Below are 15,017 nucleotides of genomic sequence, written 5' to 3' on the forward strand. Positions count from 1 at the left end.
CTCCCACTGTTGTTCGAATAATGGAGTAACACGTTCCGGGGCACGATTCTGGAGCGCACGAAGAAGGAGAGAGCCATGGCAGACCCGGCACGCGCCAGGAAGATGGCCGACCGCATCAAGGTCATCGTCGCCAAGCGCCTGGAGCGCGGCATCCGCGACCCCCGGCTCGGCTTCGTGACCATCACGGATGTTCAGGTGACCGGCGACCTGCAGCACGCGTCGATCTTCTACACCGTGTACGGCAGCGACGAGGAACGCGCGGACAGCGCGGCCGCGCTGAAGGCCGCGACCGGGATGATGCGCAGCGAGGTAGGCAGGAACATCACGGCCCGGCTGACCCCGTCACTCGAGTTCATCGCGGACGCGATCCCCGAGAACGCGCGCGTCATCGACGACCTCCTTCGCGAGGCGCGGGAGCGCGACGACGAGGTGGGTGCGCTGGCACGCACCGCGCAGTATGCCGGCGACGAAGACCCGTACGTCAAGCCGAGGACGTTCGACGAGGACGACGAGGCTGAGGACGACGAGGAGTCGCCCAAGCAGTAGCGGCGCCGCCCCCGCGCCCGCCGAGACCGACAGTTGCGGACGAGACTGACAGGCACACCTGTCCACCTCGTCCGCAACTGTGCGTCTCGGCACGGGTGGTGGGGGCTGCCGACGCGAGCGTTTCCGCAAATCTGGGAAAACGCTTGCCGAACGGTACGCCTTCCCGCTAGGGTCGTAACGTCGGCTCTGTGATGAATCGTTTCACCCGGATCGCGCCGCCGGCATTCACGGGTGGTCCTCTGGCGCAGCCATGACCAGCCTCCTGTTTTCAGTGCCGAAACAAGAAGGTGTGATGCCATGACAATTCCACTCGTCCGGGGGCGCGTCAGTCGCCCCCTCCTCGCGGGAGTGACGGCCCTCGGCCTCGCTGCCACGGGAGCCTCCATCCCGGCCTTCGCAGCCGACGACACCGCGGATGCGCCCGCCACCTGGTCATACGACTTCGGCACGGCGACCAGCCCGGTCGGCAACGGCTGGACCGCCGTGCCGGAATCGAACCGCTACACGGCCGAGGCCGGTTACGGCATCGTGCTGGCCGACGACATCGCGCCGATCTCGCGTTACCGCGATGCGGCAGAACCGGATGCCGTCGCCAATGACTTCGTGCTGGCCACCGCATGGGGTTTCGCGGTGGACCTGCCGAACGGCACCTACGACGTTCGCGTGCTCTCCGGCGACCAGTTGGCCGGCACCAGCACGACGAAGACCTCGATCGCCCTGGAAGGCGCTCCGGCCGGCACCATCCAGGCTCGCCAGTCCGTCGCCGAGCAGACCTGGCAGACCACGGTCGCCGACGGACAGCTCTCGATCGGTGTCACCGGCCAGGGCGCCGGTGGCTACGTCAACGGCATCGTGGTGACCGCGGCCGAGGCCGAGCCGGAGCCCACCACGACCCCCACTCCCACCGAGGACCCCGACCCCGTTTCCGACCTCGCCGCTCCCGAATCCGTGCGCATGTCGCACGTCACCTCCGAGGCCGTGACACTGCGCTGGAACGAGGTCAGCGGAGCCACCGGCTACGTCGTGAGCCGCTCCGACACCGTCGACGGCACCTACGCCAAAGTCGCCGAGACGACCGAACGCGTCGTGTACACGACCGACACGGTCGACACCTCCGTGCCGCACTACTACCGCGTGCAGGCCAAGGACGCCGACGGGCTCTCCGCCCCATCCGCAGCCGCCGTCTCCTCGCTCTCTGGAGCCGCTCCCACGCTGCCCGATAACGGCACGCTGACCTTCGACCTCGGCAACGGCGAGACCGCGCAAGGCGCCACCCGGATCGACGCGACGACGGCGTACTCGGCCGAGAACCGCGCCGGCTTCGTCGACGTTGCGGCCATCACGGCCACCGACCGGGGCACCTCCGACGCAACGCGCTCCGACTTCGTGACCGTCGGCGACACGGAACTCGTCATCGACCTCCCGAACGGCGACTACACCGTCGACCTGATCGCGGGCGACGCCGAGGGAGCCACCGACATCGCCATCACCGCCGAGCAGATGGCGAAGGTGCAGCAGACGGCCAAGCCGGCCGGCGAGTTCCTCGAGATGTCCTTCGACATCGCCATCGTCGACGGGCAGCTCAACCTCGAGTTCGACGGCACCGCCGCGAACCTCAATTCCCTGGTGCTCACGCAACAGAGCGCGCGCGAGGCGAGTGCCGAGCCGACCGTGTGGATCACCGGTGACTCGACCGTGCAGTCGTACACCTCGGGCTACGCGCCACAGGCCGGCTGGGGCCAGATGATCGACCGGTTCCTCTCCGACGACGTCACTGTCGACAACAAGGCGATCGGCGGTCGCAGCTCCAAGAACTTCATCAGCCAGGGCCGCCTCGACGAGGTGCTCCTTGGCATCCGCCCGGGCGACTACCTCTTTGTGCAGTTCGGCCACAACGACGCCACTTACGGCGTCGACGACCGGTTCGCGGCGCCCGGCGACTACTACGAGTACCTGCGCACCTTCGTGGACGGCGCCTCCCAGCGCGGCGCAACGCCCATCATCGTGACGCCCGTCTCCCGGCGCTCGTTCGACGCCGACGGCAACGCCAACGTGTCGTTCCCCGAATACGTGCAGGCGGCCACCGACCTCGCCGGAGAGACCGGCACGGCGCTCGTTGACCTGTCCGCATCCAGCCGCGCCTACCTCAACGAGATCGGCCCGGAGGGGTCGCTGTCCGTCTACCTGCACGTACCGGCCGGCGTCTACCCGGGCCGCCCGAACGGAACCGCAGACGACACCCACTTCCAGGAGTACGGCGCCATCCAGATGGCCCGCCTGGTGGCAACGGATGTCGCCGACCTCGACATCCCGCTGGCCGACGAGGTCGTGTCTGTCGAGCCGCCCGCCGAGGTTCCCGCAGCGCCGACCGGCCTCACCGCCGGCAGCGTCTCGAACGCGGGCGCCGAGCTCACCTGGACGGCCGTCGACAGCGCCGACATCTACAAGGTGTTCCGCAAGGACGCGGGCGCGGCGGATGACACGTACACCCTGGTTACGACGTCGACGATCCCGCAGGCGGCCGTGACGGGCCTGGCCGAAGGAGCCTCGTACGACCTGCGGGTCGTGGCGATGAACGGCCGCGGCGACTCTACGCCGTCGGACTCCGTGCGCGTCACCACCAAGGCGCCGCTCTACTCGTTCGACCTGCAGCTCGCCGGCAACGAGGTGATGCCCGGCTACACCGCGGTGGACGAGACCTCGCTCTACACGGCTGACATCGGCTGGGGCTTCACGTCGGTCGACGGGCTCGACGGCCGCGACCGCGGCACCGACTTCGACCCGGTGCCCTCGTCACTGGAGCGCGACTTCCTGCTCCCGGGCACCGGCAACCCGTTCGTCGTCGACGTGCCGAACGGCTCCTACGCCCTCAAGGCCTACTACGGCGACCCGCTGGGTAGCGGAAAGCTGGCACTCCAGGTCGAAGGCAAGGACTACGGTTCCTCCAACTCCGGTCGCCACACGATCGCCTCCAAGATCCTGCAGCCGGTGCTGGTGACCGACGGCCAGATCACCATCACCGCGAGCGGCTGGTGGAACGGGCTGGAGATCACCCCGCTGCTGCTGGCCCCGACCGGTCTGGCTGCCGACGACATCAGCATCGAGGGTGACGACGTGGCGGTCTCGCTCGGCTGGCAGGCAACGGATGGCGCCGCCGGCTACCGCGTGTACCGCAAGTCGGCCAGCGCGCCGGAGGCCGAGGCGCTCGGAGACGTCGACGGGACATCCTTCGTCGACACCACCCCGGACGTCGGCCTCGACTACACGTACACGGTCGTGACCCTCGACGCCTCCGGGACCGAATCGGTGCCCTCGAACGCGGTCACCCTGACCACGGTCGACCCGGACGTCGAGAAGGCGGCGGTGCCCACCGGCCTGAAGCTCGGTGCGGTGAACAAGAACGACGTCACCATCGACTGGACGCCGTCCGACGGCGCCCTGTTCTACCAGGTGTTCCGCGCCGACCCGCAGAACGACGGCAGCACCGGCGAGCTCACGCTCATCGGGCGCGCCGATGGCCCCACGTTCACCGACACGGCCGTGCTCACCACGATCGAGTACGTCTACGCGGTGGCGTCGGTCAACGCGGGCGGCGTCTCGGAGAAGTCCGAGACGGTCACCTCCCCGGCCGTCACCACCCTGGTGCGCCAGGCTGAGCGCCTCGACCGGTCGCCGGTCGCCGTCGCTCAGGACGGCGGCGTCTACCTCGGCTGGCGGATGCTGGGCCTCGACCCCGACGAGATCGCGTTCAACGTCTACCGCGACGGCGACAAGATCACGTCGGAGCCCGTGACCGACAGCACCAACCACCTCGACACCGACGGCGACGCGGACTCGACCTATCGCATCAGCTCCGTCGTCAACGGCGTCGAGCGCTGGGCGACGAGCGAGTTCAGCGTGTGGAACGCCCAGACCCTGGACATCCCGCTCGATAAGCCGGCCGACGGGTACACCAAAGACGGCCAGCCGTACACCTACCGGGCCAACGACGCCTCCATCGGCGACGTCGACGGTGACGGCCAGTACGAGATCGTCCTGAAATGGGACCCGTCCAACTCGAAGGACAACTCGCAGGGCGGCTACACCGGCACCGTGTACCTCGACGCCTACGAACTCGACGGCACGCGACTGTGGCGCATCGACTTGGGCAAGAACATCCGGGCCGGGGCGCACTACACCCAGTTCCAGGTGTACGACCTCAACGGTGACGGCAAAGCCGAGGTGACGGCGAAGACCGCCGACGGGACCGTCGACGGGGCGGGTATCGTGATCGGCGACGCCCGGGCCGACTACCGCAACTCCGGCGGGTACGTGCTGAGCGGTCCGGAGTTCCTGACGGTGTTCAACGGCGAGACGGGTGCGGCAATCGACACGATCGACTACGCGCCGGGTCGCGGCGATGTGGGTGCGTGGGGCGACACCTACGGAAACCGCGTCGACCGCTTCCTCGCCGGTGTCGCCTACCTCGACGGCGAACACCCGAGCGTCGTCTTCAGCCGCGGTTACTACACGCGCACCGTCATCGTCGCGTACGACTTCGACGGATCGACGCTCACCAAGCGCTGGACCTTCGACTCCGACGTCGCCGGCGACGAGTACCGCGGGCAGGGCAACCACCAGTTCTCGGTGGCCGATGTCGACGCGGACCAGAAGGACGAGATCGTCTTCGGCTCGATGACCATCGACGACGACGGCACCGTGCTCTACAACACCGGGCTCGGCCACGGCGACGCGCTCCATGTAGGCGACCTCGATCCGGCCCGCCCCGGTCTGGAGGTGTTCGCCGCGCACGAGGAGGCACCGAAGTCCAAGGGAATCGGCGCCACCTTCCGCGACGCGGCCACCGGTGAAGTGCTCTGGTCGATTCCGGCGACGGTCGACACCGGTCGCGCCGCGGCCGGCGACATCGACCCCCGCCACGAGGGCGACGAGGCGTGGGCCATCGGCGGTGACGCCGCCTGGAACTCGCCCGTCGGCCAGCTGCGGTCGGCATCCGGTGAGCTGCTCTCGACCGACATCCCGGCCGCGAACTTCCTCACCTGGTGGGACGGCGACCTCCTGCGCGAGATCGGCGACCATGACTGGGATCCGGCCACCAACACCGGCGTGCCCACGATCGCGAAGTGGAATTGGGAGACGAACACCTCCGAGGTGATCTACCGGGCCACGGGCACCCTGTCGAACAACAGCACCAAGGGAAACCCGGTGCTGCAGGCCGACCTCTTCGGGGATTGGCGTGAAGAGATCGTCACGCGCCTGGAGGACTCGTCGGCCCTGCGGATCGCCACCACGGTGGATGTGACCGACCACCGGCTGCGCACGCTGCAGTCCGACCCGGTCTACCGCCTGGGCGTTTCGTGGCAGAACACGGCGTACAACCAGCCGCCGCACACCTCCTACTTCCTCGGAGCGGACATGACGACGCCTGCGGCGCCGCGCATCGTCTACACCGGCGAAGACAGCGGGCCCGGCGAACTCGTGAAGCCCTCGTTCGTGCCCGACACGGCCGATCAAAAGGACCTGAAGAAGGACACGCAGATCGACCTGGGGCTCGGCACCGAGAAGTTCCCCCGCGGCGCCTCAGAGGTGACGCTCCAGGGCCTCACGGCCGGCGCGTGGTTCTACGTGTACCTGAACGGGTCGGGCCTCGGCTGGCAGCAGGCCAACGACGACGGCGCCGTCACCGTGACGCTGCCGGCGGACACCAAGCCGGGTGACAACTCGGTCGTGGTGTTCGATTCGCAGGGTCACCTTCTGGGCTGGGACGCCATCAAGGTCGTCGGGACGCCCGCCGCCACGCTGGAGAAGAAGCAGGACGGCTAGCGTTCACCTCGCCGAGGCGGACCGTTGCGGACGAGACAGACAGGCACACCTGTCCACCTCGTCCGCAACTGTCTGCCTCGATCGCGATCATTGCGGGAGCGAGTACGTTCCGGGCCCACGCCGCACGGCGAGACCGTCGGCGATGAGTCCGGCAAGCGCCGTCTCCCGCAGCGACGGCTCCGGCCACAGAGCCGCGATTGCGGCATCCGTCACCGGCTGCTCAGCCGACCGGAGCGCGGCCAGGATGACGCCGCGCACCTGGCGCACGCTGCCCTCGTACTTCTTCTGCACCGGCCGGCGCCGGCCCTCATAGGCCGGGTAACCCTGTGCGCGCCACGCGCACAGCTCCCGGACGGGGCATCCGTCGCAGAACGGCGACCGCGCGGTGCACACGATCGCGCCGAGCTCCATGATGCCGGCGTTGAAGCACGCCGCCTCGGAGGGGTCGTCGGGGAGCAGTGCGTCCATCGCAGCGAGGTCCCGCCGCGCCGGGGGAGCGGGCTCCGCCTGCCCGCCGACGGCGCGCGCGATCACCCGCCGGGTGTTGGTGTCGACGACCGGATGCCGGTGGCCGTACGCGAAGGCGGCGACCGCCCGCGCGGTGTAGTCCCCGATCCCCGTGAGCGCGAGGAGGGCGTCGACGTCGCCGGGCACCACCCCGCCATGCCGGTTGACGATCTCGGTGGCCGCCTTGTGCAGCCACAGCGCCCGGCGCGGGTAGCCGAGGGTCGCCCAGGCGCGCACGGCCGCGCTCGCGGGCTCCGCCGCCAGCGCGGCGGGCGTCGGCCACCGCGACAGCCACTCCTCCAGGCGCGGCACCACCCGGGCCACGGGAGTCTGCTGCAGCATGAACTCGCTGACCAGGATGCCCCACGCACCGAACCCGTCGCGGCGCCACGGGAGGTCGCGGGCATTCGCCCGGAACCACGCATTGACCGCCGGGGCGATGGCAGCGGACGCAGCGGGGACTGTCACGTTCATCCCGTCTAACTTAGGCTCGATCCATGAGGCTCGTTTCCACCCCACGTATCGAGTTCCTCCGCGCGCTCGGCGCCGAGATCCTGCACAACTACGGTCGCGGGCGGTCGCTCATCGCGGTCGAGGGCGCCGTGCGCCCGGTGCGCGAGGCGTTCGCCGACGACCTGGCCGCCGTGTTCGAGGAGAAGGGGCACCCGGTGTACCGCGCGTCGATGCGGTACTTCCAGCGCTCGCGTGACGACCAGGAACAGTTCGGCCCGGAGACCGCCGAGCGCATCTACCGGCGGCGCGACGACTACGACGTACTCCGGCGGGTGCTCCTCGACCCGTTCCGCATGGGCGGGAGCGCCGGGTTCGTCACCCGGCAGTTCGACCCCGACAGCCGCACGTGGGTCCAGCCCACCTGGACCACCGCACCGCCGGACGCCTCCCTCATCGTCGATGGCGAGTTCCTGCACCGCCCGGAGCTTCGCGGCCTCTGGGCGTACAGCATGCTCCTCGAGGGACAGACCGGCGGTGACGCGGTCGTCGCGACCGGGGGAGGCACGCTCGCGGGCGCCTACGTGCTCTACCGTGCCGAGTCGAACCCGCGGGAGCTCGCCGGAGCCCTCATCGACGTGAGCGACCCGGAGCATCCGGCCCGCAGCTTCGCCGACAGCTGCTGACGTCCCCGACCCACCTGCGCGGGCGTTTCTGACGCAGCAATGCGCGGGTCAGTGCGGGGCGGGTGAGGCGGCGAACCGGCGCAGAACCTCGGCGACCGGCAGGGGCGTGCCCACACCCTCGACTTCGTGCACGAGCGCGGTGAGGTGCACGTTGACGGGCACCGGCACGCCGGCTTCGGCCGCTTCCCGCACGACCGCACCGTTCAGGAAGTCGATCTCGGTCGGCTGGCCGCGACGGATGCTCTGCAGCGTCGACCCGAGGTTCGGTACGTCGCCCATCCGCGCCCGCATCATGAGCGGCAGCACCTGCCCGGCCCACAGCGGCAACCGCGAGAAGGCACGCAGCCGCCGGTCTCCGAGGGCCTGCAGTGACCCGAAACGCACGCCGCGGGCCATGCCGACCCGCACGGTCTCCCGCATGCTGGCCGTCATCACCAGGCGCAGGCCCGGGTCGGCGACCACCTCCTGCACGCTGAGGCCCGTGATCGCAGGCAGGGCGTTGAGCATGTTCACGACGAGCTTCGTCCACTGCGCGCCCACGAAGTTGTCGATCACCGCAGCAGGCACGGCGGGTTCGAGCAGGGCCTGCCAGCGCCGGGTCGCCGCGTCAGCCGGCCCGTCACCGCGTCCGAGGTAGGTGAGCGCAGGCGTCGTCACCGTCACCTGGCCGGGCTTGGTGTAGTTCGCCGCGATGATCGTGAGTGCGCCGAAGCAGTCCGAGGCGGGCAGCAGCCGCCGGGCGGTGGCGACGCCGCCGAGGCCGTTCTGCACCACGATCACGGGCGCGCCGTCGATGACCGTCGCGTTCGCGGCGATCGCGGCCTCGGCATCCTGGGCCTTGGTGCACACCAGCACCAGCTCGGGCCGCTCTGTCAGGCGCTCGACGGCAATCGGGTGGGCGTGCGCCTCGCCGAACCCGCCGGTCAGGCGGATGCCGTCGGCCTGGATCGCGGCGAGTCCCGCCCCGCGGGCGGTCACCGTCACGTCGTGCCCCACCGCTGCCAGCCGGGCCGCGAACGTGCCGCCCAGGGCTCCGGCACCGATGATCGCGACTCGCACGCGTCACATCCTATGGCCGGTTCTCCCCAGCGTGCGCTGGTACCCTCTCAGAGTGACCAGCGGCCTTCTTCTCATCGACAAGGCGCAGGACTGGACCAGCCACGACGCCGTGGCCCGCACCCGCCGGCTGGCGGGAACGCGCAAGGTCGGCCACGCCGGCACCCTCGACCCGATGGCCACGGGCCTGCTCATTCTGGGGGTCAACAGCTCCACCCGGCTGCTCACCTACATCGTCGGCCTCGGCAAGGAGTACGAGGCCACCATCCGCCTCGGCGCCGCCACGACGACGGATGACGCCCAGGGCGACGAGACCGCGCGCGCCGACCCGGCATCCGTTGCCGCGATCACGCCCGCACGGGTGGCGGAGGCGATGACCGCCCTCACCGGTGACATCGAGCAACGGCCGAGCGCCGTGAGCGCCATCAAGGTCGACGGCAAGCGCGCCTACGCCCGTGTGCGTGCGGGCGAAGACGTGGTGCTGGCGAGCCGGCCCGTGAGCGTCAGCAGCTTCGACCTGCTCGGCGAGGCGCGCACCGATGGCTTCCTCGACCTTGATGTGCGCGTCGCATGCTCCTCGGGCACCTATATCCGGGCGCTTGCCCGCGATCTCGGCGCCGCCCTCGGGGTCGGCGGGCACCTCACCCGGCTCCGGCGCACCCGCGTCGGCCCGTTCGACGTGGCCGACGCTGCCGGCCTCGACGACCTCGACGTCGCCGCTCGCCTGATCAGCCCCGCGGATGCCGCAGGTCGCCTGTTCCCGCGGCTCGACCTCACCGACGAGCAGGCGACCGACCTCGGGCACGGCAAGCGCATCGATGTGAGCAGCGACCAGCAGCTGCCGCCCCTTCCCGCGGGCCCGGTGGCCGCCATCGCGCCCGGGCACCGGCTCGTCGGCCTGGTGGAATACCGCGGGGGCCAGGCCCGCACCCTCGTGAACTTCCCCACGGACGCCGACGCATGATCGAGTGGTTCGCGTGGCTGCAGGTGGGCATCGCCGTGGCGGGCGGCGTGCTCTGCGTGGCACTCGGTCTGGCCGGGCGTAAGCCGTCCGACCTCACCATGGGCGCCACCGCCCTCGTCGAGCTGCTGTTGATCGTGCAGCTGTTCGTCGCCATCGTCGCGCCGCTCACCGGCAACCGGGCCAGCGGCAGCGAGGTGGAGTTCTACGTCTACCTGATCAGCGCCCTGCTGCTGCCCGCCGCGGCCGGCTTCTGGGGCCTCGTGGAACGCACGCGCTGGAGCACCGTGATCCTGGGCGTCGTCTGCCTCTCCGTCGCCGTCATGGTGTACCGGATGCTGCAGATCTGGGTCTTCCAGGGACGGTGACGCAGCGAGGCGACCAGGGAACAATCACGCTCCCCGAAGCTGCGATAATTGCAGGGCAATGAGTGAACTGAACGCAGCCGAACCGTCGCGACGGGTGACCGGTGTCGGTCGTCTCCTCATCGTGGTCTACGGCATCCTCGCGCTCGCCGCGTCCGGCCGCAGCGCCACGCAGCTCATCGAGCGGTTCCATGAGGCACCCGTCGCCTACCTGCTCTCCGCCCTCTCCGCGATCGTCTATATCGTTGCCACCGTCGCGCTCGTGTTCCGCAGCCGCGGCTGGTACCGCGTGGCGTGGGCGACCATCGGTTTCGAACTCGCGGGCGTGCTCATCGTCGGCACTCTGAGCGTGGCCTGGCCGTCGTTGCTCGGCCAGGGCGCGGTCGATCCCTTCGGCCGCCAGTCGACGGTCTGGTCGGCATACGGCATGGGCTACCTCTTCATTCCGCTGGTGTTGCCGGTGCTCGGCATGTGGTGGCTGGCGACGCACCGCCCGGTGACGGCGCCGGCGGTCGAGCCGCAGCCCGCGGACGCCGCATGAAGACCTTCCACGGGCTCGAGCAGGTCCCGGCCGATTGGCCCGCCTCCGCGGTGACGGTCGGAAAGTTCGACGGGGTGCACGCGGGCCATCGTGCGGTCATCTCTGAGCTGGAGAGCCTGGCCGCGAGGCACCAGGCGTCGACCGTCGTCGTGACGTTCGACCGGCATCCGCTGGCCTACATCGCACCGCAGAAGTGCCCGCCGGCCCTGGTCAGCCTGGAGCAGAAAATCGACCTGCTGGCCGGCACCGGCGTCGATGCCACGCTCGTGCTCAGCTTCGACGAGGCCTTGGCGTCGTTGCCGCCGGAGGAGTTCGTCCGGCACATCCTCGTCGACACGTTGCACGCCCGGAGCGTGCTGGTCGGCCAGGACTTCCGCTTCGGCCACCGCGGGGCTGGCGACGTCGCGGTGCTGCGTGACCTCGGCGAGCGGTTCGGTTTCGAGGTGCGGCTGATCGACGACGTCGCGCCCGACAACGTGCGGCGGGTGTCGTCCACCTGGATTCGGGAGCTCCTCGCCGACGGCGACGTGCGCGCGGCGGCCCGCCTGCTCGGTCATGAGCCGGAGGTTCGGGGAATGGTCGTGCACGGCGCCGCGCGTGGCCGTGAACTCGGGTATCCCACCGCCAACCTCTCGCCCCAGTCGCAGGGGCTCATCCCCGCCGACGGCGTCTATGCGGGCTGGTTGACGGATGCCGGGGTGCGCTACCCGGCGGCGATCTCCGTCGGCAACAACCCCACCTTCACGGGCGTGCCGCAGAAGCAGGTCGAGGCGTACGTGCTCGACGAGGACATCGACCTCTACGACCACGTCGTCGACGTGGCCTTCGTCGACCGCATCCGCGGCATGACGGCGTTCACCGGCATCGAACCGCTCATCGCCCAGATCGCCGACGACGTGGAACAGGTCAGGCGGATCCTGCGGTAGCGGATGTCCCATCCCGCCCCGCCGGCCCGCGCCGACCGAAGAGGAACAGGATGTGCTCCTCGGCCGTGCCGCGGAGGGGAGCGCCGCGGCCGACGCTCCAGCCGGCATCCGTTGCGACAAGGCTGCGCCTGCGCAGCACCGCCCGCACGCCGAGCGGGGCGAGGAGCGCCTGCCGGAGTGCGACAGCGCCCGACGCCGTGTCGGACACGTTCAGAGCGAGCCCGAGCGGATGCGTGATGTCGAAGCCGTGCACGACGACTTCGGTGAGTTCGCTCACACCGGTGCGGCCTCGCCCCGCCGCCTTGTCGGCCGCGATCGCACGCAGCCGCGCCAGGAGCTCGGCCGGTTCGGCCTCGGCTGCAACCTTGCTCGCGGCATCGATCGCGCGATTGACGCGGAGCCCGTTGTGCACCCACGCCCTCGTCGCGCTGGCGACGAGTTCGCGGCTGGGCGTGCCGACCCGCCACACGATGTGGCCGACGGCGTCTCGCACCCGCCAGCCCTCGCATTCGCTGGGTTCGTCCCACGCGTCCGACGCCGCGTTCTCGAGCAGGTCGGCGAGGGAGAGGAGAATCGAGGCCATCTGCTCGTTCCAGCGCGGGCTGACGCCCGTCTCGTCCCGTTTCGGGGTGAGCCCGAGCGGAAGGTAACGGGTGAAATCCGGCATGGCCTCAGCCTAAGCCGTCGTCCCACACGCAATCAGGAGAATCAGCGTGAGTGGCCCCGCATGCCGCGTGCCCTCCCCGAATATCCTGAACGCCGGCAGCACGTAGAATCAAGCAGTGACCAACCGCCCCCGACGTCCCCTCTGGGCGGGCCGCATCCTCGCGCTGTCGGGCATCCTGTTGGTCGCCTGGAACCTGCGCACGGCGGTGGCGGCGCTCTCACCGATCATCACGCAGGTGAGCGCCGACATTCCGCTCGGCGTACTGGCGGTCAGTGTGCTCGGCATGCTGCCGCCCGTCTGTTTCGCCGTCTTCGGCATCGTGACGCCGATGTTCAGTCGCTGGTGGGGGCTGGAGTGGTCGCTCGTCGTCGCGCTCGTCGCGATTCTGGCTGGGCACCTTCTGCGCGGCGCCTCCGGATCACTGGCGATGCTCATGATCGCGAGCGTGATCGGGTTCGCCGGCCTCGGCATGGGCAACGTGCTGCTGCCGCCGCTGGTGAAGAAGTACTTCCCCGACCGCATCGGCCTGGTGACCTCCCTCTACGCGACCGTGCTGGCGGTCAGCACCCTCGTACCGCCGCTGGTGGCGGTTCCCGTCGCCGACACCGCCGGCTGGCGGGTGTCGCTCGGCATGTGGGCGCTTCTCGCAGGCGTCGCCATCGTTCCATGGCTGGCGATGATCGTGCGCGAGCGACGCCGGGCGGCGTCGCCGCATCCGCATCCACCCACAGCGGATGTGCCTGTCGAGGAAGCCGACCCGGCTCTCCTTCGCGGCATCTGGAGTTCTCCCATCGCCTGGGCGATCGCGGTGGTTTTCGGCACCTCGTCGCTCAATGCCTACTCAATGTTTGCGTGGCTACCGGAGCTGCTCCAGGAGAGCGCCGGGCTCTCACCCGCGCACGCGGGGGTCATGCTCTCCCTGTTCGCGGGCATGGGAATTCCGACAGGTCTGGTCATTCCGGTTCTCACCGCACGTATGAAGAATGTGGGCCTGCTCGTCTACCTCGGTGCCCTGTTGTTCATTGTGGGCGACCTCGGCCTGATGCTCCTCCCCGGAACCGCGACGTTTGTCTGGGTTGCCTTCGCGGGCCTTGGTCCGCTGCTGTTCCCGCTCGCTCTTGTGCTCATCAACCTGCGCACGCGAACGCACGAGGCGGCGATCGCGCTCAGCGGATTCGTGCAGAGCGTTGGCTACACACTCGGTGCGCTCGGGCCGCTCTTCGTCGGGATCCTGCGCGAGGTGACCGGCGGCTGGTTCTGGCCCATCGTCTTCCTCCTCGCCACCGCCGTTGCGGCGACTGTCGCCGCCACGGTCGTCGCCAGGCCGCACATGCTCGAAGACGATCTCGCCGCCAGGGAGCGATAAAGCGGCAGCCAGCCTCTGGCAATGCACGAATGCCGTCGACAAGCTCCCGGGCGGCGGTACGGTGGTTCAAAGACCGGATGAGGAGCAATGATGCTTTCAGGTGTGATCATGGCCGCAGGCGGGGGAGTGACACTGATCGTCGCGGCGATTGTGCTGGGCGTCACCTTGAAGTAGAGCGACGCCGCTCTCACACGCCACACCCTCGACCGCGGTCGAACCCCCTGAGTTAGTTGCCGTGCGTCTGTTCGAGCTGGTCGGTGAGGCGGGTGGGTGATTTGGTGGCGGGTCGCCATCGGCTGGTTTTGTCGATCCAGGGTGGGGCTTTGATCTGTGGTGACCCGTCGATCATGCGGATTTCCCACCCGGATGTTCCGATGGTGCGGTGGTGGAACCAGCAGAGGCAGACCCCGTTGCTCGTGTGGGTGGGTCCGCCGTCCCGGTCGGGCCAGACGTGGTGGATTTCGGTCCACGCGGCGGGGATGTCACAGCCGGGAATGATGCAGCCGCCGTCGCGGAGCATGATCGCGCGGCGTTGGGCCCGGTTGAAGGTGCGTTCCTTGGTGCCGAGTTCGACGATCTTGCCGTTTTTCTTGAGGACGACTTTTTGGAGGCCGCCGGCGCAGATCATCTGCCGCACCGCGTCCATCGAGATGGGTGTCTCCACTCCGTCGATGTGACCCACACCCCGGTTCGCTGCCAGGTCTTCCTGGCGGACGCTGACCAGCACGGTGGGGGCGTCTCCGGCGATGGTGGGGGTGTCGGCGGCTTTCGCGGCGGTGGCGACGATGACGGCGAAGATGTCGTGCCGCTTCTGGTCGGGCGTGCGCGTGTCGCCCGGGTCGCGGGTCTCACCGCGTGCGGCGAGTTCTTCGTCGATGAACGCCACCGGCGCAGTGCGCGGGCTCATATACGCGTCGATGACGCGTTTCGCGGCAGCGGCGGTCTCAGGCATCAGCATTCCCGTCACCGGGATGAGCCCGCCCTGTTCCCGCCCGAACCGGAAGCCCCGGTTCTGCATGGCCTGTACTTCGCGGGGCTCCGCCCCGTCGGGGTTGAGGTGCGCCAGCCAGAGGCCCGCCTGGACGCGGGAGAGGTCCGCGGACACCGGCACCCCGCTGTCTTC

Annotated in this window: 12 protein-coding genes; 8 read left to right on the forward strand and 4 right to left on the reverse strand. The window is 69.5% G+C overall.

Going from position 1 to position 15,017, the window contains the following annotated elements:
- The first annotated feature begins 75 nt into the window (after positions 1-75).
- Both rbfA and EEJ31_RS14240 read left to right on the forward strand, forming a co-directional pair.
- A complete protein-coding gene (gene rbfA, locus EEJ31_RS06930; protein WP_123045570.1) occupies positions 76-546 on the forward strand; it encodes a 30S ribosome-binding factor RbfA in 471 nt (156 codons plus the stop codon).
- Between the two features lie 297 nt (positions 547-843).
- A complete protein-coding gene (locus EEJ31_RS14240) occupies positions 844-6,369 on the forward strand; it encodes a rhamnogalacturonan lyase family protein (protein WP_325049336.1) in 5,526 nt (1,841 codons plus the stop codon).
- A gap of 87 nt (positions 6,370-6,456) precedes the next feature.
- Here EEJ31_RS14240 and EEJ31_RS06940 read toward each other — a convergent pair whose 3' ends face one another.
- Positions 6,457-7,350, reverse strand: a complete 894-nt coding sequence (locus EEJ31_RS06940; RefSeq protein WP_123045571.1) for an HhH-GPD family protein — start codon at positions 7,348-7,350, stop codon at positions 6,457-6,459.
- 23 nt (positions 7,351-7,373) lie between these two features.
- Between EEJ31_RS06940 and EEJ31_RS06945 the strand changes: the two genes are divergently transcribed.
- On the forward strand, positions 7,374-8,012 hold the full coding sequence (locus EEJ31_RS06945; protein WP_123045572.1) for a nucleoside/nucleotide kinase family protein: 639 nt from the start codon (positions 7,374-7,376) through the stop codon (positions 8,010-8,012).
- A gap of 48 nt (positions 8,013-8,060) precedes the next feature.
- On the opposite strand, the gene EEJ31_RS06950 is transcribed toward EEJ31_RS06945, so the two are convergent.
- Entirely contained in the window at positions 8,061-9,071 is a 1,011-nt protein-coding gene (locus EEJ31_RS06950; protein WP_123045573.1) for a ketopantoate reductase family protein, read from the reverse strand.
- A gap of 52 nt (positions 9,072-9,123) precedes the next feature.
- Here EEJ31_RS06950 and truB point away from each other — a divergent pair, with 52 nt between their 5' ends.
- From truB to EEJ31_RS06970, 4 genes are read left to right on the forward strand one after another with little or no spacing between them, the layout of a single operon-like run.
- On the forward strand, positions 9,124-10,032 hold the full coding sequence (gene truB / locus EEJ31_RS06955; RefSeq protein ID WP_233563774.1) for a tRNA pseudouridine(55) synthase TruB: 909 nt from the start codon (positions 9,124-9,126) through the stop codon (positions 10,030-10,032).
- Positions 10,029-10,397, forward strand: coding sequence for a hypothetical protein (locus EEJ31_RS06960; RefSeq protein WP_123045575.1), 369 nt, complete (start codon positions 10,029-10,031; stop codon positions 10,395-10,397). Before truB ends, EEJ31_RS06960 begins: the two co-directional genes overlap by 4 nt.
- Before the next feature lie 58 nt (positions 10,398-10,455).
- The gene (locus tag EEJ31_RS06965; RefSeq protein ID WP_123045576.1) at positions 10,456-10,935 is read left to right on the forward strand and encodes a hypothetical protein; all 480 of its coding nucleotides are present in this window, start codon (positions 10,456-10,458) and stop codon (positions 10,933-10,935) included.
- Positions 10,932-11,861, forward strand: a complete 930-nt coding sequence (locus EEJ31_RS06970) for a bifunctional riboflavin kinase/FAD synthetase (protein ID WP_123045577.1) — start codon at positions 10,932-10,934, stop codon at positions 11,859-11,861. The genes EEJ31_RS06965 and EEJ31_RS06970 overlap by 4 nt, the downstream gene beginning before the upstream one ends.
- Here the strand turns inward: EEJ31_RS06970 and EEJ31_RS06975 are convergent.
- Positions 11,842-12,528: a maleylpyruvate isomerase family mycothiol-dependent enzyme gene (locus tag EEJ31_RS06975; RefSeq protein WP_123045578.1), complete on the reverse strand. Its 687-nt coding sequence runs from the start codon at positions 12,526-12,528 to the stop codon at positions 11,842-11,844. The two genes, EEJ31_RS06970 and EEJ31_RS06975, sit on opposite strands and share 20 nt — an antisense overlap.
- Positions 12,529-12,643: 115 nt before the next feature.
- Here EEJ31_RS06975 and EEJ31_RS06980 point away from each other — a divergent pair, with 115 nt between their 5' ends.
- Positions 12,644-13,894, forward strand: a complete 1,251-nt coding sequence (locus tag EEJ31_RS06980) for an MFS transporter (RefSeq protein ID WP_123045579.1) — start codon at positions 12,644-12,646, stop codon at positions 13,892-13,894.
- 226 nt (positions 13,895-14,120) lie between these two features.
- Here the strand turns inward: EEJ31_RS06980 and EEJ31_RS06985 are convergent.
- The coding region (locus EEJ31_RS06985; RefSeq protein ID WP_233563775.1) for an HNH endonuclease signature motif containing protein at positions 14,121-15,017 on the reverse strand (897 nt) is incomplete at its 5' end.

This window comes from Cryobacterium tepidiphilum (genome assembly GCF_003716325.1).
Classification (GTDB): Bacteria; Actinomycetota; Actinomycetes; order Actinomycetales; family Microbacteriaceae; genus Cryobacterium; species Cryobacterium tepidiphilum.